The sequence below is a fragment of the Morganella morganii genome (assembly GCF_041099235.1).
GTDB lineage: Bacteria > Pseudomonadota > Gammaproteobacteria > Enterobacterales > Enterobacteriaceae > Morganella > Morganella morganii_E.
The window spans coordinates 67,926-88,071 of sequence record NZ_JBFZSO010000012.1 but is presented as its reverse complement, the minus strand read 5'-3'; the positions used below and the strand labels follow the sequence as shown (position 1 = coordinate 88,071).

Here is a 20,146-nt window from a genome sequence, read left to right as displayed (position 1 = left end):
ATTTTGCCGGCCTGAGGATGATTCCGGTATCAGACTACGCTTTTTCCTTCCTGTCAGGAAAGAAACGGAATTTTCATGAGATTCAGGACTCATAAAGTGCGCACACAGCTTATCATAAACTGTTTATAATCGATGGTGCAGATTAGTGCGAACGCTACATTTTAGCGGCAGCAGTTGTCTTTGTCTTTAAGATTCAGGAGAGCGCATGGAGTTTAGTGTAAAAAGCGGCAGCCCGGAAAAGCAGCGCAGTGCTTGTATTGTGGTCGGGGTTTTCGAACCGCGTCGTCTGTCTCCTGTGGTGGAGCAGCTCGATAAAATCAGCGACGGATACATCAGTGCTCTGCTGCGCCGCGGCGAGCTGGAGGGCAAGGTCGGGCAGTCACTGCTTCTGCACCATGTCCCGAATGTCCTGTCCGAGCGTATCCTGTTAATCGGCTGCGGGAAAGAACGTGAACTGGATGAACGCCAGTACAAACAAATTATCCGGACGACCATCAATACCCTGAATGAAACCGGGTCAATGGAAGCCGTCTGTTTTCTGACCGAATTACATGTCAAAGGCCGCAATAACTACTGGAAAGTCCGGCAGGCGGTTGAAACAGCCAAAGAATCTCTCTATGTCTTTGATCAGCTGAAGAGTAACAAAACCGAATTACGCCGTCCGCTGCGCAAGCTGGTCTTCAATGTACCGACCCGCCGCGAACTGCCGACCGGTGAGAAAGCAATCAGCCACGGTCTGGCGATTGCCGCCGGTATCAAAGCCGCAAAAGATCTGGCCAATATGCCGCCGAACATCTGTAATGCCGCTTATCTGGCATCTCAGGCGCGTCAGCTGGCAGACAGCAACTCTCCGGTGCTCAGTACCCGTGTGATCGGCGAAGAGCAGATGAAAGAGCTGGGGATGCTGGCGTATCTGGCCGTCGGCCAGGGGTCACGCAATGAATCCCTGATGTCGGTGATTGAATATAAAGGTAATCCGGATCCGGAAGCGCGTCCGATCGTGTTAGTCGGCAAAGGCCTGACCTTTGACTCCGGTGGTATTTCCATCAAACCGGCTGACAGCATGGATGAGATGAAATACGACATGTGCGGCGCGGCAACCGTCTACGGTGTGATGCGTGTGGTCGCTGAGCTGGGTTTACCACTCAATGTGATCGGGATTCTCGCGGGCTGTGAAAATATGCCGGGCGGCAATGCCTATCGTCCGGGGGATATCCTCACCACCATGTCCGGTCAGACGGTGGAAGTGCTCAATACCGATGCGGAAGGCCGCCTGGTACTGTGTGACACCCTGACCTACGCCGAGCGTTTTGATCCGGAAACCGTGATCGACATCGCCACACTGACCGGTGCCTGCATGGTCGCACTCGGTAACCACTTCAGCGGCCTGATGGCAAACCACAATCCGCTGGCACACGAGTTACTGAATGCCTCTGAACAGGCGGGTGACCGCGCATGGCGTCTGCCGCTGGCAGAAGAGTTCTACGAGCAGATCGAGTCCAATTTTGCGGATCTGGCAAACACCGGTGGCCGTCTCGGCGGCGCTATCACCGCGGGCTGCTTCCTGTCCCGTTTTGCCACCCGTTATAACTGGGCGCATCTGGATATCGCCGGAACCGCATGGCGCTCCGGAAAAAACAAAGGTGCGACAGGCCGTCCGGTTGCACTGCTGTCACAATTCCTGTTAAATCGTGCGGGTATCAGCACCGACGACTGACCGGAATTGCCGGGCCTTTGCGGCCCGGAAAAAGCATAAAGGTAACGGGGGATTGTGCTATCCTGAGCAATCCCCTTTTCTGCTATCAGAGATATTATGAAAAACGCCACCTTCTACCTGATGGAACAGCCATCCCCTTTTGATGACCTTGAGGCCCACGAGTGGCTGACCTGTCATCTGGCGGGTGAAGCCTGGCGCAGCGGGAAACGGGTGCTTATCGCCTGTGAGTCACAACAGCAGGCGGAAAAACTGGACGAAGCCCTCTGGGCGCGGGAGCCCGATGCCTTTGTTCCGCATAATCTGGCCGGAGAAGGCCCGCGTTACGGCGCACCGGTTGAACTGTGCTGGCCGCAGAAACGCGGAAATTCCCCGCGGGATTTGCTGATAGCCCTGCTGCCGCAGTTCACAGATTTTGCGACAACCTTCCGTGAAGTGATAGACTTTGTGCCTATCGATGAACACTTAAAACAGTTGGCGCGCGAGCGATATAAAATCTATCGCAGCGTCGGCTTTACGATGACCATGGCCACGCCGCCAGCTTACTGATAAACAAAGATTAAAAATGGAAAAGACAACCGACAACCAACAGGCCTGCGAGCCGTCCCTGGATAAAACCTATAATCCGGCGGAAATCGAAGGTCCTCTTTATACCCACTGGGAAAAAAGCGGCTATTTCAAACCAAACGGCAGAACAGACAAAGAAAGCTTCTGTATCGTGATCCCGCCGCCAAACGTCACCGGTAACCTGCATATGGGCCATGCTTTCCAGCAGACCATTATGGATACCATGATCCGCTACCAGCGTATGCAGGGTAAAAACACCCTGTGGCAGTCAGGGACTGACCACGCCGGTATCGCGACGCAGATGGTTGTTGAGCGCAAAATCGCCGCAGAAGAAGGCAAAACCCGTCATGATTACGGCCGCGAAGGCTTTATCGATAAAATCTGGGAATGGAAAGCGGAATCCGGCGGTAATATCTCCAACCAGATGCGCCGTCTGGGTAACTCCGTGGACTGGGAGCGCGAGCGCTTCACCATGGACGACGGCCTGTCAGCTGCGGTAAAAGAGGCGTTTGTCCGCCTGTATAAAGATAACCTGATTTACCGTGGTAAACGTCTGGTGAACTGGGATCCGAAACTGCACACCGCAATTTCTGACCTGGAAGTGGAAAACCGTGATGTCAAAGGCTTCATGTGGCATATCCGTTATCCGCTGGCGGACGGCGCGAAAACCGCTGACGGCAAAGATTACCTGGTCGTCGCCACCACGCGTCCGGAAACCATGCTCGGTGATACCGGCGTGGCCGTTAACCCGGAAGATCCGCGTTACAAAGATCTGATCGGCAAAGAAATCATTCTGCCGATCGTCAACCGCCGCATTCCGATCCTCGGTGATGAACACGCGGATATGGAAAAAGGCACCGGTTGTGTGAAAATCACCCCGGCACATGACTTCAACGACTATGAAGTCGGTAAACGCCACCAGCTGACCATGATTAACATCATGGACTTCGACGGCAACATCCGCACTGAAGCGGAAGTCTTTGATACCAACGGCGAAGTGACTGACGCCTGCAGCAGTGAAATCCCGGCCGCTTACCGTGGCATGGAGCGTTTTGCCGCCCGTAAAGCGATCGTTAAAGAGTTTGAAGAGCTCGGCCTGCTGGAAGAGATCAAACCGCACGACCTGACCGTACCTTACGGCGATCGCGGCGGCGTGGTTATCGAACCGATGCTGACCGACCAGTGGTATGTCCGCACGGCTCCGCTGGCGAAAGAAGCCATCAAAGCGGTGGAAGACGGCGATATTCAGTTCGTGCCGAAGCAGTACGAAAACATGTACTTCTCCTGGATGCGTGATATTCAGGACTGGTGTATCTCCCGTCAGCTGTGGTGGGGTCACCGTATCCCGGCCTGGTATGACAATCAGGGCAACGTGTATGTCGGCCGCGACGAAGACGAAGTCCGCCGTGAGAACAACATCCCGGCCATGGTTGAACTGCGCCAGGACGAAGACGTGCTGGATACCTGGTTCTCCTCCGGTCTGTGGACATTCTCCACCCTGGGCTGGCCGGAAAACACCCCGGAACTGAAAGCATTCCACCCGACCAGCGTACTGGTCAGTGGCTTCGACATCATTTTCTTCTGGATCGCCCGCATGATCATGATGACCATGCACTTCATCAAAGATGAAAACGGCAAATCGCAGATCCCGTTCAAAACCATCTACATGACGGGCCTGATCCGTGATGAGGAAGGTCAGAAGATGTCGAAATCCAAAGGGAACGTCATTGACCCGCTGGATATGATCGACGGTATCTCTCTGCCTGAACTGCTGGAAAAACGCACCGGTAACATGATGCAGCCGCAGATGGCGGAAAAAATCGCCAAGCGGACTGAAAAACAGTTCCCGGAAGGCATCGAAGCCCACGGTACAGATGCCCTGCGCTTTACTCTGGCAGCGCTGGCCTCTACCGGCCGTGATATCAACTGGGATATGAAACGTCTGTCCGGTTACCGTAACTTCTGTAACAAGCTGTGGAACGCCAGCCGTTTCGTGCTGATGAATACCGAAGAGAAAGACTGCGGTCAGAACGGCGGCGAGATGGAATTTTCCCTGGCCGACCGCTGGATCCTGGCAGAATACAACAATACGGTGAAAGCATACCGCGAAGCGCTGGATACTTACCGCTTTGATATTGCATCCAATATTCTGTATGAATTCACCTGGAACCAGTTCTGTGACTGGTATCTGGAGCTGTCCAAACCGGCCGTTCATAAAGGCACCGATGCACAGAAACGTGCGGCGCGTCATACCCTGATCACCGTGCTGGAATCCCTGCTGCGTCTCGCCCACCCGATTATTCCGTTTATCACGGAAACTATCTGGCAGCGCGTGAAAGTGGTTACCGGTGCGGAAGGCGATACCATCATGCTGCAGCCGTTCCCGGAATATGATGCTTCTCTGAACGACGAGCAGGCACTGCGTGACCTGGAGTGGATCAAAGAGACAATCGTTGCGGTACGTAATATTCGTGCTGAAATGAATATCGCACCAAGCAAGCCGCTGGAAGTGATGCTGCGCGGGGCAAGTGCTGATGCACAACGCCGTGTTGCGGAAAACAGCAACTTCCTGAAAGCGATGGCGCGTCTGGAATCCGTCCGTGTGATGGCCGAAGGCGAAACCGCACCGGTTTGCGTTACCAAGCTGGTGGAAGGCGCAGAAATCCTGATCCCGATGGCTGATCTTATCAATAAAGACGACGAACTGGCGCGTCTGGATAAAGAGCTGGAAAAAACGGAGAAAGAGATCGCGGCTATCGAAGGCAAACTGGCGAATGACGGCTTTGTCAGCCGTGCACCGGAAGCAGTGGTGGCCAAAGAGCGCGAGCGTCTTGCGGCAAACCGTGAAGCGAAAGAAAAACTGATTGCTCAGAAAGCGACGATCGCTGCATTGTGATCCTGACCTTATGAGTGATAAAACCAGCCTCCGGGCTGGTTTTTTTTTATCCCTTATTTCGTCTGTTTACTTTGCGTGATAATTATTTATTATAATATTTATCGTTTCATACGATATCCACAGTAATCGCTCCCCAGGTTTATCCCCGGCTTTACTTTTCACAATAAAAATAATGAGATAATGATATCCATGACAAGCAGCACAACAGAAAACTACACCCTCCGTCTGATCCGCCCGGAAGATAACCCCGGCATCGCACAGGTTATCCGTGAGGTCTCTGCCGAACACGGCCTGACCGCAGACAAAGGCTTTGCGGTCGCTGACCCGATTCTCGACTCGTTATATGAGGTTTACAGCCAGCCGCGTGCCGCCTACTGGGTCATTGAGATGGATGGGGAGATCCTCGGCGGCGGCGGTGTTTCCGGCCTGGCCGGTGGTGACGGGAAAACGGCGGAATTACAGAAAATGTATATCTCTTCCCGCCTGCGCGGCAAAGGTCTGGCGAAAAAAATCGCCCTTCAGGCGCTCGAATTTGCCGAAGCGGAAGGTTACTGCCAGTGCTACCTGGAAACCACCGCAGATCTTCAGGCCGCCATTACGCTGTATGAAAAGCTCGGGTTTATCTTCCTTGATGCCCCGCTGGGTGATACCGGCCACAGCGACTGTGAAGTCCGGATGCTGAAAGTCTTTACTGCCTGATCCCCTGACCGGCCGGATCCCGGCCGGTATCCGCCTTTCCGGTGAAAATTCCCGGCGCTTTTCTGATAGTTTCTCTCCGCTGTTTCTCTTACAGTCATTACATATGTGATGGATATCACGTTTTATAACTGACAGACAGGAGATCAGGATGATCACTATTATTCAGGGAATGAATGACCTGCTGTATACCGCTGTACCACGGCAGACACCAACCAGAGAGCCGCTCTGCCGTGATGAACAGACAGAAATACAGCAACAGGGATGGCAGGGAGAGAGTCGCCGTCCGCAGCTCAGAACACAGCAAGGCCCGGTACTTTATCAGACCATTGAGGCGATGAAAGAGACGGAAGATGATATCAATATTCAGGATATTGAATTTTTGGGCTGTGCGCCGCTGCGTCCGGTGATACGCGACAGTCAGACCGATCTGCGGCGTGAACGTGCTGCCCCGCTGAAGTCTCTCTTTTCCGTCACCGCCTGACATACAGACACAAAAAAACCTGCCGCGGCAGGTTTTTCATGTCTGATGGTCAGTGTAACGGCGCCTCATCAGCATCGTCGTCATCATCTTCATCTTCGGCGTCCGGGTCTTCAAAATAGGTGCCCCAGCCGTCGTAATCCACATCCATTTTTTCTGCCAGACGCGCCAGCTGCTCTACCTGAGCATCGATATGTTCCGCCGTCAGCCCGCATTCACTGATGATATCACAACATAACACCACCTGGCCGCCTTCCACTTCCAGCTCCTCGGCGTCCGTTACTTCATAACCCAGTTTGAAAGCTTCAACTGCCGCTTTTTCCAGCTTGTCGTAATTCTCACTCGAAAAATGGTGTTCAATGGTGTATTGCGCATCAGGATCGCTGCCGTCCTCCAGCAGTTCTGCAATAATCGCACGGGTTTCTTCGCGCTGTTCTTCTAAAAACGCATCTAATTCTGACATGGCCATGTCCTCTGATAAGTGATACCCGCGCATTCTCCCACAGCCGCGCCAATTGAGCCACCCATAATAAAAAAGAATTTCCCGCCGGTGTTGCAATTGAATTTTTATTGATTTATGTTGAATATAAATTCATCGGAGATACGGATATGAACCCATTTTATCAACAGTCATTTTTGCGGTTGCTTGACTATAAACCCGCCGATATCGAAAAACTGCTCAATCTTTCTGTCTATCTGAAACATGCCAAAAAAACCGGCTCCGAAAAGCCGCTGCTGAAAGGCAAAAATATTGCGCTGATTTTTGAAAAAGACTCCACCCGGACCCGCTGTGCCTTTGAAGTGGGTGCTTACGATCAGGGCGCACGAGTGACCTACCTGGGGTCATCCGGCAGCCAGATAGGCCATAAAGAATCGATCAAAGATACCGCCAGGGTGCTGGGCCGGATGTATGACGGCATTCAGTTTCGTGGCTATTCCCAGAAATCCGCCGAAGCACTGGCGCAATATTCCGGTGTTCCGGTCTGGAACGGGCTGACCGACGAGTTTCATCCGACACAGCTGATCGCAGATTTACTGACCATTCAGGAGCATGTGAAAAAACCGCTGTCCGAAGTGAAATTTGCATATTTAGGCGATGCCCGCAATAACATGGGAAACACTATTGCCGAAATGGCCGCCGTAACCGGTATGGATGTCCGTCTGGTGGCACCGGCCGGATGCCAGCCGTCAGAAGCCCTTATCGCGCAGTGCCGCAAAGCCGCTGAACTCACCGGCGGTAAAATCACCCTGACTGCCGATGTGGCAGAGGGCGTGAAAGATGCGGATGTGCTGTACACCGATGTGTGGGTCTCCATGGGCGAGGCGAAAGAGGTCTGGGCAGAGCGGATTAAACTGCTGACACCGTATCAGGTAAATCAGGATGTGGTGGATAAAACGGGCAATCCGGATGTTATCTTTATGCACTGCCTGCCGGCATTCCACGATACGGAAACCACCATGGGGCAATCCCTCGCAAAAGAGTACGGTTTTACCAGCGGGATTGAGGTCACCAATGATGTGTTTGAATCAAAACACAGTGTGGTGTTTGACCAGGCCGAAAACCGGCTGCATTCTATCAAAGCGGTGATGGTTGCATCTCTTTCAAAAAACATACAATTTTGAATCTGCCCGCAGCGTTGCATAAATTTCACACAAAAAAGTGATACCAAACGCTTGCGCCCGGTTGCAGGTTGCGTATAATGCCCCGCAATTTTGTCGGGAGGAAACAATGGTCATTGTGATTATCAGCACCGTAAAACCGGTGCCGGACAATGTGACATATCACGGACAGCCGCAGCGCGGCGATGTCTGCCATTCCCCCGTATTTATTTCAGAACCCCTCAATTGAGGGGTTTTTTTTTGCCTGGCCGAACACATGAGGAGACCCCAATGGCAAATCCGTTATACCTGCGCGATATCATCTCGATTAACGATCTCAGTCGTGATGAGCTGGAACTGGTATTAAACACTGCCGCGGCGCTGAAACAACGCCCTCAGCCTGAATTACTGAAGCACAAGGTGATAGCCAGCTGCTTCTTCGAGGCCTCAACCCGCACGCGGCTCTCTTTTGAAACCGCCATTCAGCGCCTGGGTGCGTCTGTTGTCGGCTTTTCAGACAGCAGCAACACCTCGCTGGGCAAAAAAGGCGAAACCCTGGCGGACACCATGAGCGTAATCAGTCAGTACGCGGATGCCATCGTGATGCGCCACCCGCAGGAAGGGGCGGCACGGCTGGTGTCTGAGTTTTCCGGTAAGGTGCCGGTGATCAACGCCGGTGACGGTGCGAACCAGCATCCGACACAGACCCTGCTCGACCTGTTTACCATTCAGGAAACTCAGGGCCGCCTGGAAAACCTGCATATCGCCATGGTCGGTGACCTGAAATACGGACGCACTGTACATTCACTGTCACAGGCGCTGTCAAAATTCAGCGGCAACCACCTGCATTTTATTGCCCCGCAGGCACTGGCAATGCCAAATCACATCCTGCATATGCTGGATGAAAACGGCGTGGCGTACAGCGAACATCATTCTATTGATGAGGTACTTCCGCAGCTGGATGTGCTGTATATGACCCGCGTGCAGAAAGAGCGCCTCGACCCGTCGGAATACGCCAATGTCAAAGCCCAGTTTGTGCTGCGTGCGGCTGATCTTGCCAATGTGAAGACAAACCTGAAAGTGCTGCACCCGCTGCCGCGCATCGATGAGATAACCCCGGATGTGGATAAAACGCCTTACGCGTACTACTTCCAGCAGGCCGGTAACGGGATCTTTGCCCGTCAGGCTCTGTTATCACTGGTGTTAAACGAAACTTTCCCGGCTTAAGGAGCACATCATGACTCAGGATCATAAATTACTGGTTGAAGCCATCAAATGCGGCACTGTTATCGACCATATCCCGGCAAATGTGGGATTTAAACTGCTCTCCTTTTTCCGCCTGACCGAGACAGACAGCCGCATTACTATCGGGCTGAACCTGCCGTCCAACAATATGGGCCGTAAGGATTTGATTAAACTGGAAGATACCTTCCTGACACCGGAGCAGGCCAACCAGCTTGGTTTTTATGCCCCGAAAGCCACAATCAATATTATCGAAGATTATCAGGTGGTTAAAAAACTGCCGATTAATCTGCCGGAACGCATTGAAGGGGTGATAGTCTGCCCGAACGGCAACTGCATCAGTCACAATGAGCCGGTGGAAAGCAGCTTTACTGTTAAGTCCATTGCGCAGGAAATTGTGTTAATCTGTAAGTACTGTGAGAAAGAATTTGATCACCACGCAATCATTAATAACCAATAAGATAGATCCAGGTCAGTTGTCCGGGAAAATCAGACGATTATAATGATGGCGTTTTTAAAAGCTTAAACAGCAATAATCATCCTACAGGAGTCCGTAATGACTAAAGTAATCGCAACAGAAAACGCACCAGCAGCAATCGGCCCGTACGTACAGGCAGTAGACCTGGGTAACATGGTAATGACTTCAGGCCAGATCCCTGTTGATCCGAAAACCGGTGCAGTTGCCGACGATGTTAAAGCTCAGGCACGCCAGTCACTGAACAACATCAAAGCTATCATCGAACAGGCTGGTCTGAAAGTTACGGATATCGTGAAAACAACTGTTTTCGTTAAAGATCTGAACGACTTTGCTACTGTGAACGCAGAATACGCTGCTTTCTTTGATGAGCACAAAGCAGTATACCCTGCACGTTCATGCGTTGAAGTTGCGCGTCTGCCAAAAGACGTTAAATTAGAAATCGAAGCAATCGCAGTCCGTAAATAATCACTGCGCTTTCTGAGAACGATAATGAAAACCCTGCCAGGTGCGGGGTTTTTTTATACCCGTAAATTTTCCAGAAGCTGATCAAAAGAGACTCTGACCTTTTCATAAGTCGCCTGCGGATCATTACTGTGCACAATCCACATCGCACATTCATACAGCCCGCCATTAATAAACAGTGCCAGCACATCCGGTGCCACCTGTTTTATCCGTCCGGTTTCCATCAGGTGTGTCAGACGCCGGGTGATCCCCTGCACACAGGCCAGTTCGTGGGACTTGAGAATGGAAAAATCCAGTACCGAGGCCGCATCACGGAACATAATCCGCTGAACCTCCGGCTCCAGACTCATTGCCAGATAGCCCTGACAGCGGGATTTGAAAGCCGTCCACTCATCAGCCTCATCTTTTTCTGCGGTATCCAGGCGCGCATCGAGTTCGCGATCCAGGTCCTGCAGCACCGCCAGAAACAGCCCTTTTTTATCACCAAAGTGATGATACAGCGCCCCCCGGGTCAGGCCAGCCTGAGCCGTCAGATCATCCATTACCGTGGCGGCATACCCGATCGCACCAAACTGCTGGCGTGCAGCACGGATAAGCTTGGTCCGCGTTTCTTCTATCATCTCTGCACGTGGCTTGTGGCTCATTTCATTACTCCTGCGGTTAACCCTTTCAGCCGGGGGATTATAGCACTTTTTTATTGACATACATCGCGTATGTCAATAGATTCACATACGCAATGTATGTTAATTGCATTACAGCCGGCTATCTCCGGCAGTTAAAAATTATATCCGTCTGTAATATAACGGATATCTGTGAGGTTGTTATGTTCAGCTCTTATCGCGTCATCTTTCAGTATCCCGGTACCAAAGCCTTTTCAGGGGCGGGATTTATCGCGCGGATGACCGTCTCCATGATGGGGATTGGGATCATTACCATGATTGCCCAATTGCGTGATTCTTTTTTTATGGCCGGGGTAACTGCGGCTGTTTATACCTTTTCGGCGGCATTCTGCGCCCCGCTGATCGCCCGGCTGGTGGATCGCTACGGCCAGAGCCGGATCCTGCCGAAAACGCTGGTGATCAGTGTTCCCGCGACTGCCGCCCTGCTGTTATGCACGGTGTATGATGCCCCTGACTGGGCAATCTGGCTGTCAGCGGTGTTTGTCGGAGCGATCCCGAGCATGCCCGCCATGATCCGTGCCCGCTGGACACATATCTATAAAGGTGACCCGCGTTTACAGACCGCCTACTCCTTTGAGTCAGTGCTGGATGAAATCAGCTTTATTATCGGGCCGCCGCTGTCAGTCACGCTCTGTATCGCGCTGTTCCCGCAGGCCGGTCCGCTGGCGGCAATTATTTTTCTGATAATCGGTACCGCGCTGGTAGTCTGCCAGAAACGGACTGAGCCGCCGGTGCACAAACGCGACGGACTGGCAAAAGGCACCGTGCTGCGTCTGCCTGCGATTCAGTTGCTGATGGTGGTGCTGCTTGCGCTCGGGGTGATTGTCGGAACAGTGGATGTACTGGCTGTCGCTTTCGCCAATGCACAGGGGTATCCGGAGGGTGCCAGCTACGTTCTGTCTGTCTATGCCGCCGGTTCCTGTATCGCCGGGTTTATCTTCGGTGCTATCCGGCTGCCGTTCAGCTACACAAAACAGTTCGTCTTCACCGCCGCCGCCACCCTGCTGACCACCCTGCCGCTGCTGCTGGTCACTAACCTGACCGGACTGGGACTGACCATGTTTGTCGCCGGGTTCTTCTTCTCACCGACCATGATCCTTGCTATCGGCTTTGTCGAGCGTGAAGCGCCGCCTAATATGCTGACAGAAGGCTTTACCTGGCTTATTACCGGGCTGGCGGTCGGTGTGGCACTCGGCTCTGCGGGAGTCGGTATGATCATTGATACTTACGGCATTGATGCCGGGTTCATGCTGGCTATCGCTGCCGGGATCTGCGTACTGCTCACCGCCTGCATCGGTTATGTTTTCGTCTTCAAAGATGATAAAAACAGCGCTGATAAGTGACAGAAATAACTTTTAATATAATTTTCAGCAATCAAACCGCACATTTTTACACTTAACCGGAGTGTGCGGTTTGCCTGATGTCGCCAGAATTCTTTGACTTAAATCAATTTCAATCGCCTTATTCCGGAGGAAATCTATATCTAGTGCTATATAATACAAAGCACACTAGATATAGTATTTATTCACAGTGTTATCCACAACGCCATAAAGCCGCATTATGACAGGTTTTGCCCTGTGGATAACCAAACTGCCGGAGAGAAGCAAAGTGCACACTATCGTGATTAAGCGTGATGGATGTCAGGTAAATTTTGATGAATCACGCATCCGGGATGCCATTAAAAGAGCCGCCAAAGCCGCACGTGTTAATGATGATGACTACTGCTCTCAGGTTGCCTCCCGGGTAGCCTCCCTGCTGGGTGACCGGAAAAAGGTCGATATCGGGGAGATCCAGGACGCCGTCGAAAACCAGTTAATGTCCGGTGATTACAAAGAGTTAGCCAGAACTTACATCGAATACCGTCATGACCGTGACGTGGCGCGTGAACTGCGCGGCCGCCTGAATAACGAGATCCGCGGGCTGGTTGAACAAAGTGACATGTCCATTCTCAACGAGAATGCCAATAAAGACAGCAAGGTGATCCCGACACAGCGTGACCTGCTGGCGGGTATCGTTGCCAAGCACTACGCAAAACAGCATATTTTACCGCGTGATGTTGTAATTTCGCACGAACGCGGCGAAATTCACTATCACGATCTGGACTACGCGCCGTTCTTCCCGATGTTTAACTGCATGCTGATCGATTTAAAAGGCATGCTGACTCATGGCTTTAAAATGGGTAACGCCGAGATAGAACAGCCTAAGTCCATCTCTACCGCGACGGCGGTAACAGCACAGATTATTGCCCAGGTGGCCAGCCATATTTACGGCGGCACCACCATTAACCGTATCGACGAAATTCTCGCCCCGTTTGTCACGGCCAGCTATAACAAACATCTGAAAACCGCAAAAGAGTGGCAGATTCCGGATGCGGAAGGCTATGCCAATGCCCGCACAGAGAAAGAGTGCTATGACGCTTTCCAGTCACTGGAATATGAAGTCAACACACTGCACACCGCCAACGGGCAGACACCATTTGTCACCTTCGGCTTCGGGCTGGGTACATCAAAAGAATCCCGCATGATCCAGCAGGCGATTTTACGTAACCGTATCGCCGGCCTGGGTAAAAACCACAAAACGGCGGTATTCCCTAAACTGGTTTTCGCCATTAAAAAAGGTCTGAACCACCAGTACGGCGATCCGAACTACGACATCAAACAGCTCGCATTAGAGTGCGCCAGCAAGCGGATGTACCCGGATATCCTGAACTACGACCAGGTGGTGAAAGTGACCGGCTCCTTTAAAACCCCGATGGGCTGCCGCAGCTTCCTTGGTGTCTATGAAGAGAACGGTGAAATGATCCACGACGGGCGTAACAACCTCGGGGTTATCAGTCTGAACCTGCCGCGCATTGCGATTGAATCACAGGGCAGCGAAGCGGATTTCTGGTCACTGCTGGATGAGCGTCTGGTACTTGCCAAAAAAGCGCTGATGACCCGTATCGCACGGCTGGAAAATGTCAAAGCCCGTGTTGCGCCAATCCTGTATATGGAAGGTGCCTGCGGCGTGCGTCTGAAAGCAGATGATTCCGTCACCGAAATCTTTAAAAATGGCCGCGCCTCGATTTCACTGGGTTACATCGGCATCCATGAAACCATTAATGCCCTGACCGGCACTGAAACACATATGTATGACGATGAACAGCGCCGTGCCCTGGGTGTCGCCATCGTGGAACGCCTGCGCCGTGCAACCGATGAGTGGAAAAATGAAACCGGCTACGGTTTCAGCCTCTACAGTACCCCGAGTGAAAACCTGTGTGATCGCTTCTGCCGCCTGGATACCGCCGAATTCGGCATTATCCCGGGTGTGACAGACAAAGGTTACTACACCAACAGCTTCCACCTCGATGTGGAGAAGAAGGTCAATCCGTACGACAAACTGGATTTCGAAGCACCGTATCCTCCGCTGGCGAACGGCGGTTTCATTTGCTACGGCGAATACCCGAACCTCCAGCACAACCTGAAAGCGCTGGAAGATGTCTGGGATTACAGCTACGACCGCGTTCCGTACTACGGTACCAACACGCCGATTGATGAGTGTTATGAATGCGGATTTGCCGGTGAGTTTAACTGTACCAGCAAAGGCTTTGTCTGCCCGAAATGCGGCAACCACGATGCTTCCCGCGTCTCAGTGATCCGCCGTGTGTGCGGTTACCTCGGCAGCCCGGATGCCCGTCCGTTTAACGCAGGGAAACAGGAAGAAGTGAAACGCCGCGTTAAGCACCTGAATAACGGACAATTAGGCTGAGTTGTGAACTATCATCAGTATTACCCCGTTGACGTGGTCAACGGGCCGGGTACACGCTGCACCCTGTTTGTTTCCGGCTGTGTGCATCAGTGCCGCGGCTGTTATAACCAGAGTACATGGCGCACCGACTCCGGTGTGCCGTACACCCGTGAACTGGAAGACACAATTATCGCCGACCTCTGTGATACCCGCGTAAAACGTCAGGGGATCACACTGTCCGGCGGTGATCCCCTGCATCCGCACAATGTGCCGGAGATTCTGGCACTGGTGCAGCGCATCCGCCGCGAGTGCCCGCCGGAAAAAGATATCTGGATGTGGACAGGTTATAAACTGGATGAACTGAATGATGCCCAGCGGGAAGTCATTGGGTATATCAATGTGTTAATCGACGGGAAATTTGTGCAGGATCTGCATGACCCGATGCTGATCTGGCGCGGCAGCAGCAACCAGGTTATTCACTATCTGCGCTGACACCCGCGCTGAACCGTGACCAGTGCAGTTTCTTTCCGAACCCCAGCGTATTATTCACCATCTTGATTTCATTCAGCCGCAGCCCCCACAGCGGGGTTTTTGCGGCAACAGCCACCGGAAAACGGCGGCAGTAACGGGCTTTCGCCTGTTTTTCCTCTTCCGCTGACAACACTGTCACCTCACCTCTGAACTGAATACCGCGGATTTTTGCCACAGTCACCGTCTGTGCGGAAATAGTTCCCGCCACCAGCGGGTTCTGCTGCATCAGGGTGCCGTGCCGGGTATGCCGTTCGGTGAGGAAATAAAGCATCATCGTCTCCGGATCCGCAACATAAAAGCAGGAGGCACACCACAGGTCATCACCGGCAGTGGCACACAGCGTAAAGACATGATTTTTCTTCAGATAAGACAGGATTGAATCGTGCGGTAATTCCATACAGTACCTCCAATAAAACCACACCGGCTGATAGAGTATATCATCCGGTGCTGGTTCAGACAGTCCCGTCAGACGGGCTGTATTGTATGGCAAATCTCAGGAATTATTTATAGAGCTCTGCAGTACCACCCATCAGGTTTTCACCGCCTGCAGAAATGATGCGGAAAGAAGTTGCACCAGCTTCATCAGCTTTTTTGGATAAGGCAGCAGTCACGTCAGCCAGGGTATCAACATCGCTGACAGAGACAACACCGACAGGTGCCTGTGTGCTATGTTGTACTTCGGTAGCAGCCATTGAACCAAATGAAACGGCACTTAAAGCTAAAATTGCAGGGATTACTGTTGAAATTTTCATAATATGATTCCTTAGAATAAATGTAATATCATGAGACGTTTTTGTCTCTCTCTGTGATGTGAGTCATATTATGCTCCTCCGTCGAAAAAGAAAATTAGCTATTTCTGCTATAGTTATTCAATAAAATTGATGATGTGTGTTTTAATAAACTCGGGAAAAGAATTACCATGGTGAATACCACTGATTAATTAGTTACTTGCGTGACTATTCCAAGACGAAAACCACCAAAATATTCGCCTTTTATATAAATAGAAAAAAGCACGATTACACAAAAATGAATAATAACACAGAGATAAGCACGTGGTTTCTTTACATAATCAGGACAGAATCCGGATATCTTTACACAGGGATCACCCGTGATGTTGCACAGCGTGTGGCAACACATCAGTCCGGAAAGGGAGCAAAATACCTGCGGGGGAAGAGCGGACTGCATGTAGTGTATCAGGTGGCTCTGGCAGATCGCTCAATCGCATCAAAAGAAGAATACCGGGTCAAGCAGCTGACAAAGAGGAAAAAAGAAAGGCTGGTCAGTGACCAGCCCTCCGATTTGACGGCATATCTTAATGGCGGCGATTATTCACAGCTGTCAAAATGATGTGAGAAATTAACCAGCCCGTGATAACGGTCTGCGGCATCATTTTCCAGCGGGTAAATCAGGAAATACGGTGCGGTATCCGGCCATTTGCAGTGCAGATCAAACTCTGCTGCCGGTTTAAAACCCCACTTACCGTAGATCTCAGGATCGCCCAGCACCACAACCGCGCCGTAACCGAACTCATTGAGGCTGTCCAGCCCCTCATAAACCATCTGCTTCGCAATGCCCTGACCACGGTAAGCCTCTGCCACCGCGAGCGGTGCCAGCCCGACCCACTGACAATCCTCACCTTCCACATCCACAGGCGTGAAACCGGCGTAACCGACTACCTGACCTTCATCATCAGTGGCAACCACACCCAGGGTCAGCAAACCGTCTTCCCGCAGTGCATGCAGGAGATCGGCTTCGTTGCCACGTCCGAACGCGCTGCGCAGCAGTGCATCGATACCGGCGGCATCAACCGGAATTTCTGTACGGATCAGCATGAGGTCACCACTGCAGGTGATTTATCCCCGTCTTCCGCCAGCCCGGCCTGAATAAACTCAGCCAGCTGCATTAATGCACTGCGCAGCAGCGGCGGCATACCGTCGAGGTCAATCGAGTCCATCAGGTTTTTGACATACAGACCCAGCTCGGTGTCTCCTTCAATGCGCAGACGGCGCTGAAAGAACAGAGTATCCGGGTCCTCTTTGCGGGCAGCGATCAGCACCAGGTCATTGGCATTACCGCTGAAACTGACATCTTCCTGTTCATCCGCACTGACCACCAGACGGCCGTCACGGTTACTGATATACCAGTGAAGCGCCAGGTCACGGACTTCCACTTTCAGCCATTTATTTTCCAGAAAATCGAGATCACCTTCTGTCAGCGCCTCTTCAAACTGACGCGCCAGAACCTGCTGAAGAACCTGTTTTTGCAGGGTAAACGGCGTTAATTTCAGCGGAAACCGCAATAACGCCGGCCCGTTGTGTACGAGCGAGGAACGAATTTTGGCAAACACCGTACTGACTCCTTAATCTGAATTACTGCGTCATTGTGCCAGAATCTGCGGAAATAACTCAGGATTCCGGTCAATTTTTCGTGTCATTGTTTCTATTATATACCCGATTTTCTTCCTGCCGCAGAGAACATCCCGCTTTTATATCCGCAAACCGGGTGATTTTTTGCGGTAAATGTTCACTAACCTGCCTCAGGTCAATACCTTTTTTAGCCTGCCATTTACAATTTCCGATCATTTTTATTATTCAGTCTGAGAGTCTCACCATGGAACTATTGTGTCCTGCCGGTAATTTACCCGCACTGAAAGCCGCCATTGATAACGGCGCAGATGCGGTTTATATCGGCCTGAAAGATGATACTAATGCCCGTCACTTCGCCGGTCTGAATTTTACTGAAAAGAAACTTGCCGAGGCGGTGGATTATGTTCACAGCCACCGGCGTCATCTGCATATCGCGATTAACACTTTTGCCCATCCGGACGGTTTCAGCCGCTGGCAGCGGGCGGTGGATATGGCCGCACAGCTGGGGGCGGATGCCCTGATCCTCGCGGATATCGCCATGCTGGAATATGCTGCGGAACGTTATCCGCATATTGAGCGTCATGTCTCTGTGCAGGCATCCGCCACCAATACCGAAGCTATCCGTTTCTATCAGCGAAACTTTGATGTGCACCGTATCGTACTGCCGCGTGTGCTCTCTATCCATCAGGTAAAACAGCTGGCACGCACCAGCCCGGTACCGCTGGAAGTCTTTGCTTTCGGCAGCCTGTGCATTATGGCGGAAGGCCGCTGCTACCTCTCCTCCTATCTGACCGGGGAATCCCCGAATACTGTCGGTGCCTGCTCTCCGGCACGGTTTGTCCGCTGGCAGGAGACCCCGCAGGGGCTGGAATCACGCCTGAATGATGTGCTGATTGACCGCTACGGTGCGGATGAGAATGCCGGTTACCCGACACTCTGCAAAGGCCGTTACTGCGTGGACAGCAAGCCTTACCATGCCCTGGAAGAGCCGACCAGCCTTAACACCCTGGAACTGCTGCCGGAACTGATGGCGGCGAATATCGCCTCAGTGAAAATTGAAGGCCGCCAGCGCAGCCCGGCCTATGTGACTGATGTGGCGAAAGTATGGCGTCAGGCCATCGACCGCTGCAAAGCCGATCCGGACAACTATGCGCCGGATGCCACGTGGATGCAGACCCTCGGCGGCATGTCAGAAGGACGCCAGACCACACTCGGTGCCTATCACCGTAAATGGCAGTAACGGAGAGAAAAACGATGCAATTTTCATTAGGTTCAGTCCTCTATTACTGGCCGAAAGCAACACTGGAACAGTTTTATCAGCAGGCGATACAAAGCAGTGCGGATATTATTTATCTCGGCGAAACCGTGTGCAGCAAGCGCCGGGAAATGAAACCGGATGACTGGATAAATCTCGCCAAAACCGTTGCTGAAAGCGGCAAACAGGTGGTTATCTCCACGCTGGCACTGTTACAGGCACCGTCTGAGCTGAAAGAGATCGCCAAACTGGTGGATAACGGCGAATTTATGATCGAAGCTCATGATTTCGGTGTGATTAATATGCTGCACGAGCGCGGGCTGCCGTTTGTCGCCGGACACGGCCTGAACTGTTATAACGCTCCCGCGCTGAAAATCCTGCAAAAACAGGGGATGACACGCTGGTGTATGCCGGTGGAGCTGTCCCGTGACTGGCTGGTGAACCTGCTGAAGCAATGTGAAGAGCTGGGGATCCGCGACAAATTTGAAGTGGAAGTGATGAGCTACGGCCATCTGCCGCTGGCCTACTCCGCCCGCTGCTTCACCGCCCGTTCGGAAAACCGCGCCAAAGATGACTGCGAAACCTGCTGTATCAGTTACCCGCAGGGGCGCAAAGTACTCTCACAGGAAAATCAGCAGGTCTTTGTCCTTAACGGGATCCAGACCCAGAGCGGTTACTGCTATAACCTCGGTAATGATCTGCGTTCCATGCAGGGATTGGTGGATATTGTGCGGATCTCCCCGGATGCGCCGGACGATCTGGCCGTCATTGACCATTTCCGTCAGAATGAAACCGGCGCACAGCCGCTGGATCTGGCACAGGCACAAAACTGCAACGGCTACTGGCGTAAAGTGGCGGGCCTGGAACTGGTGGAATAACGGAAGGAAATAACAATGACTGATGTTTATGCCCGTTTAAAAGCACTGAATATTGAACTGCCGCCGGTCGTTGTACCGGATGCAAAATTTCAGCCGTACGTGATTTTTGATAACACCATTACCCTCTCCGGTCATTTATCCAAAACCGGGGAGCAGCTAAATACCGGTAAGTTCGGGGCGGATCTGACCATTGAGCAGGGTGAAAACATTGCCCGTCAGCTGGCTGTTAATCTGCTCGGTACCCTGCAGGGCGCGGTCGGTGATCTGAATAAGATTAAAAAGATCATCAACCTGAACTGCATGATCAACGGCACTCAGGATTTTACCGATCCCCATGTGGTGGCGAATGCCTGTTCGCAGGTTTTCCATGATGTTTTCGGTGAGAAAGGCTATCACAGCCGCAATGCACTGACCGTGGCACAACTGCCGTTCGGTGCCTGTATGGAGATATCGCTGATCGCCGGTATTGAATAACAGGATAAAACGGGCGCGATATCTGCGCGCCCGTTTTTACCGGCGTTATGCCTCACGTTGTGTACCCAGATCCTCTGTTCCCCCGGAAACCGTGAGAACGG

General features: G+C 52.1%; 22 protein-coding genes. 16 read left to right on the top strand and 6 right to left on the bottom strand.

Annotated elements, in window-relative coordinates; all coding sequences use genetic code 11:
• Positions 1–205: 205 nt before the first annotated feature.
• The 5 genes from pepA (at position 206) to AB7038_RS16250 (ending at position 6,357) form a co-directional block, all read left to right on the top strand.
• Positions 206–1,717: a leucyl aminopeptidase gene (gene pepA, locus AB7038_RS16270; RefSeq protein ID WP_004234614.1), complete on the top strand. Its 1,512-nt coding sequence runs from the start codon at positions 206–208 to the stop codon at positions 1,715–1,717.
• A gap of 96 nt (positions 1,718–1,813) precedes the next feature.
• Positions 1,814–2,263, top strand: a complete 450-nt coding sequence (locus AB7038_RS16265; protein ID WP_004234612.1) for a DNA polymerase III subunit chi — start codon at positions 1,814–1,816, stop codon at positions 2,261–2,263.
• A 58-nt stretch (positions 2,264–2,321) separates the two neighbouring features.
• Positions 2,322–5,177 (top strand): valine--tRNA ligase, encoded by a 2,856-nt coding sequence (locus AB7038_RS16260; protein WP_159081235.1) that lies wholly within the window; start codon positions 2,322–2,324, stop codon positions 5,175–5,177.
• A gap of 189 nt (positions 5,178–5,366) precedes the next feature.
• The gene (locus AB7038_RS16255) at positions 5,367–5,876 is read left to right on the top strand and encodes a GNAT family N-acetyltransferase (protein ID WP_368889665.1); all 510 of its coding nucleotides are present in this window, start codon (positions 5,367–5,369) and stop codon (positions 5,874–5,876) included.
• Positions 5,877–6,024: 148 nt separating this feature from the next.
• Positions 6,025–6,357: a hypothetical protein gene (locus tag AB7038_RS16250; protein WP_368889664.1), complete on the top strand. Its 333-nt coding sequence runs from the start codon at positions 6,025–6,027 to the stop codon at positions 6,355–6,357.
• Between the two features lie 49 nt (positions 6,358–6,406).
• Here the strand turns inward: AB7038_RS16250 and rraB are convergent, their stop codons facing one another.
• Complete coding sequence (gene rraB / locus AB7038_RS16245) at positions 6,407–6,823, bottom strand: ribonuclease E inhibitor RraB (RefSeq protein ID WP_024474281.1); 417 nt, start codon at positions 6,821–6,823, stop codon at positions 6,407–6,409.
• Positions 6,824–6,963: 140 nt separating this feature from the next.
• Between rraB and argF the strand changes: the two genes are divergently transcribed.
• From argF to ridA, 4 genes are all read left to right on the top strand, one after another.
• Positions 6,964–7,977 carry an ornithine carbamoyltransferase gene (argF, locus tag AB7038_RS16240; protein ID WP_369453653.1) on the top strand — a complete coding sequence of 338 codons (1,014 nt, stop codon included), beginning with the start codon at positions 6,964–6,966 and terminating at the stop codon, positions 7,975–7,977.
• Positions 7,978–8,244: 267 nt separating this feature from the next.
• Positions 8,245–9,180, top strand: coding sequence for an aspartate carbamoyltransferase (gene pyrB, locus AB7038_RS16235; RefSeq protein WP_072872160.1), 936 nt, complete (start codon positions 8,245–8,247; stop codon positions 9,178–9,180).
• 10 nt (positions 9,181–9,190) lie between these two features.
• A complete protein-coding gene (pyrI, locus tag AB7038_RS16230) occupies positions 9,191–9,655 on the top strand; it encodes an aspartate carbamoyltransferase regulatory subunit (RefSeq protein WP_004234606.1) in 465 nt (154 codons plus the stop codon).
• A 96-nt stretch (positions 9,656–9,751) separates the two neighbouring features.
• A complete protein-coding gene (ridA, locus tag AB7038_RS16225) occupies positions 9,752–10,138 on the top strand; it encodes a 2-iminobutanoate/2-iminopropanoate deaminase (RefSeq protein WP_004234600.1) in 387 nt (128 codons plus the stop codon).
• Between the two features lie 53 nt (positions 10,139–10,191).
• Here the strand turns inward: ridA and AB7038_RS16220 are convergent, their stop codons facing one another.
• Entirely contained in the window at positions 10,192–10,779 is a 588-nt protein-coding gene (locus AB7038_RS16220; RefSeq protein ID WP_369453652.1) for a TetR/AcrR family transcriptional regulator, read from the bottom strand.
• Between the two features lie 179 nt (positions 10,780–10,958).
• Here AB7038_RS16220 and AB7038_RS16215 point away from each other — a divergent pair, with 179 nt between their 5' ends.
• From AB7038_RS16215 to nrdG, 3 genes are all read left to right on the top strand, one after another.
• Positions 10,959–12,158, top strand: a complete 1,200-nt coding sequence (locus tag AB7038_RS16215; protein WP_369453651.1) for an MFS transporter — start codon at positions 10,959–10,961, stop codon at positions 12,156–12,158.
• Positions 12,159–12,375: 217 nt separating this feature from the next.
• Positions 12,376–14,562: an anaerobic ribonucleoside-triphosphate reductase gene (gene nrdD, locus AB7038_RS16210; protein ID WP_051997336.1), complete on the top strand. Its 2,187-nt coding sequence runs from the start codon at positions 12,376–12,378 to the stop codon at positions 14,560–14,562.
• Between the two features lie 3 nt (positions 14,563–14,565).
• Positions 14,566–15,033 carry an anaerobic ribonucleoside-triphosphate reductase-activating protein gene (gene nrdG, locus AB7038_RS16205; protein WP_369453650.1) on the top strand — a complete coding sequence of 156 codons (468 nt, stop codon included), beginning with the start codon at positions 14,566–14,568 and terminating at the stop codon, positions 15,031–15,033.
• On the opposite strand, the gene AB7038_RS16200 is transcribed toward nrdG, so the two are convergent.
• Positions 15,014–15,469, bottom strand: a complete 456-nt coding sequence (locus tag AB7038_RS16200; RefSeq protein ID WP_369453649.1) for a YhbP family protein — start codon at positions 15,467–15,469, stop codon at positions 15,014–15,016. The two genes, nrdG and AB7038_RS16200, sit on opposite strands and share 20 nt — an antisense overlap.
• Positions 15,470–15,572: 103 nt before the next feature.
• A complete protein-coding gene (locus AB7038_RS16195; protein WP_025152389.1) occupies positions 15,573–15,824 on the bottom strand; it encodes a YdgH/BhsA/McbA-like domain containing protein in 252 nt (83 codons plus the stop codon).
• A 274-nt stretch (positions 15,825–16,098) separates the two neighbouring features.
• On the opposite strand from AB7038_RS16195, the gene AB7038_RS16190 reads away from it, so the two are divergent.
• Entirely contained in the window at positions 16,099–16,419 is a 321-nt protein-coding gene (locus AB7038_RS16190) for a GIY-YIG nuclease family protein (RefSeq protein ID WP_368889720.1), read from the top strand.
• Here the strand turns inward: AB7038_RS16190 and AB7038_RS16185 are convergent.
• Both AB7038_RS16185 and ubiT read right to left on the bottom strand, forming a co-directional pair.
• The gene (locus tag AB7038_RS16185) at positions 16,398–16,904 is read right to left on the bottom strand and encodes a GNAT family N-acetyltransferase (RefSeq protein WP_368889659.1); all 507 of its coding nucleotides are present in this window, start codon (positions 16,902–16,904) and stop codon (positions 16,398–16,400) included. The genes AB7038_RS16190 and AB7038_RS16185 overlap by 22 nt on opposite strands.
• Positions 16,898–17,419: a ubiquinone anaerobic biosynthesis accessory factor UbiT gene (gene ubiT, locus AB7038_RS16180; protein WP_072872165.1), complete on the bottom strand. Its 522-nt coding sequence runs from the start codon at positions 17,417–17,419 to the stop codon at positions 16,898–16,900. Before ubiT ends, AB7038_RS16185 begins: the two co-directional genes overlap by 7 nt.
• A 263-nt stretch (positions 17,420–17,682) precedes the next feature.
• Between ubiT and ubiU the strand changes: the two genes are divergently transcribed.
• From ubiU to AB7038_RS16165, 3 genes are read left to right on the top strand one after another with little or no spacing between them, the layout of a single operon-like run.
• Entirely contained in the window at positions 17,683–18,678 is a 996-nt protein-coding gene (ubiU, locus tag AB7038_RS16175) for a ubiquinone anaerobic biosynthesis protein UbiU (RefSeq protein WP_369453648.1), read from the top strand.
• Positions 18,679–18,692: 14 nt separating this feature from the next.
• Positions 18,693–19,571, top strand: a complete 879-nt coding sequence (locus AB7038_RS16170) for a U32 family peptidase (RefSeq protein ID WP_369453647.1) — start codon at positions 18,693–18,695, stop codon at positions 19,569–19,571.
• A 15-nt stretch (positions 19,572–19,586) separates the two neighbouring features.
• Positions 19,587–20,045, top strand: coding sequence for a RidA family protein (locus AB7038_RS16165; protein ID WP_072872167.1), 459 nt, complete (start codon positions 19,587–19,589; stop codon positions 20,043–20,045).
• Positions 20,046–20,146 lie beyond the last annotated feature (101 nt).

Excerpts from the sequence above, each read along its gene's own strand:
- pepA (WP_004234614.1), top strand. The coding sequence starts at position 206 with ATGGAGTTTAGTGTAAAAAGCGGCAGCCCGGAAAAGCAGCGCAGTGCT.
- AB7038_RS16265 (WP_004234612.1), top strand. The coding sequence starts at position 1,814 with ATGAAAAACGCCACCTTCTACCTGATGGAACAGCCATCCCCTTTTGAT.
- AB7038_RS16255 (WP_368889665.1), top strand. The coding sequence starts at position 5,367 with ATGACAAGCAGCACAACAGAAAACTACACCCTCCGTCTGATCCGCCCG.
- AB7038_RS16250 (WP_368889664.1), top strand. The coding sequence starts at position 6,025 with ATGATCACTATTATTCAGGGAATGAATGACCTGCTGTATACCGCTGTA.
- rraB (WP_024474281.1), bottom strand. The coding sequence starts at position 6,823 with ATGGCCATGTCAGAATTAGATGCGTTTTTAGAAGAACAGCGCGAAGAA.
- argF (WP_369453653.1), top strand. The coding sequence starts at position 6,964 with ATGAACCCATTTTATCAACAGTCATTTTTGCGGTTGCTTGACTATAAA.
- pyrB (WP_072872160.1), top strand. The coding sequence starts at position 8,245 with ATGGCAAATCCGTTATACCTGCGCGATATCATCTCGATTAACGATCTC.
- pyrI (WP_004234606.1), top strand. The coding sequence starts at position 9,191 with ATGACTCAGGATCATAAATTACTGGTTGAAGCCATCAAATGCGGCACT.
- ridA (WP_004234600.1), top strand. The coding sequence starts at position 9,752 with ATGACTAAAGTAATCGCAACAGAAAACGCACCAGCAGCAATCGGCCCG.
- AB7038_RS16220 (WP_369453652.1), bottom strand. The coding sequence starts at position 10,779 with ATGAGCCACAAGCCACGTGCAGAGATGATAGAAGAAACGCGGACCAAG.
- AB7038_RS16215 (WP_369453651.1), top strand. The coding sequence starts at position 10,959 with ATGTTCAGCTCTTATCGCGTCATCTTTCAGTATCCCGGTACCAAAGCC.
- nrdD (WP_051997336.1), top strand. The coding sequence starts at position 12,376 with ATGACAGGTTTTGCCCTGTGGATAACCAAACTGCCGGAGAGAAGCAAA.
- AB7038_RS16200 (WP_369453649.1), bottom strand. The coding sequence starts at position 15,469 with ATGGAATTACCGCACGATTCAATCCTGTCTTATCTGAAGAAAAATCAT.
- AB7038_RS16195 (WP_025152389.1), bottom strand. The coding sequence starts at position 15,824 with ATGAAAATTTCAACAGTAATCCCTGCAATTTTAGCTTTAAGTGCCGTT.
- AB7038_RS16190 (WP_368889720.1), top strand. The coding sequence starts at position 16,099 with ATGAATAATAACACAGAGATAAGCACGTGGTTTCTTTACATAATCAGG.
- AB7038_RS16185 (WP_368889659.1), bottom strand. The coding sequence starts at position 16,904 with ATGCTGATCCGTACAGAAATTCCGGTTGATGCCGCCGGTATCGATGCA.
- ubiU (WP_369453648.1), top strand. The coding sequence starts at position 17,683 with ATGGAACTATTGTGTCCTGCCGGTAATTTACCCGCACTGAAAGCCGCC.
- AB7038_RS16170 (WP_369453647.1), top strand. The coding sequence starts at position 18,693 with ATGCAATTTTCATTAGGTTCAGTCCTCTATTACTGGCCGAAAGCAACA.
- AB7038_RS16165 (WP_072872167.1), top strand. The coding sequence starts at position 19,587 with ATGACTGATGTTTATGCCCGTTTAAAAGCACTGAATATTGAACTGCCG.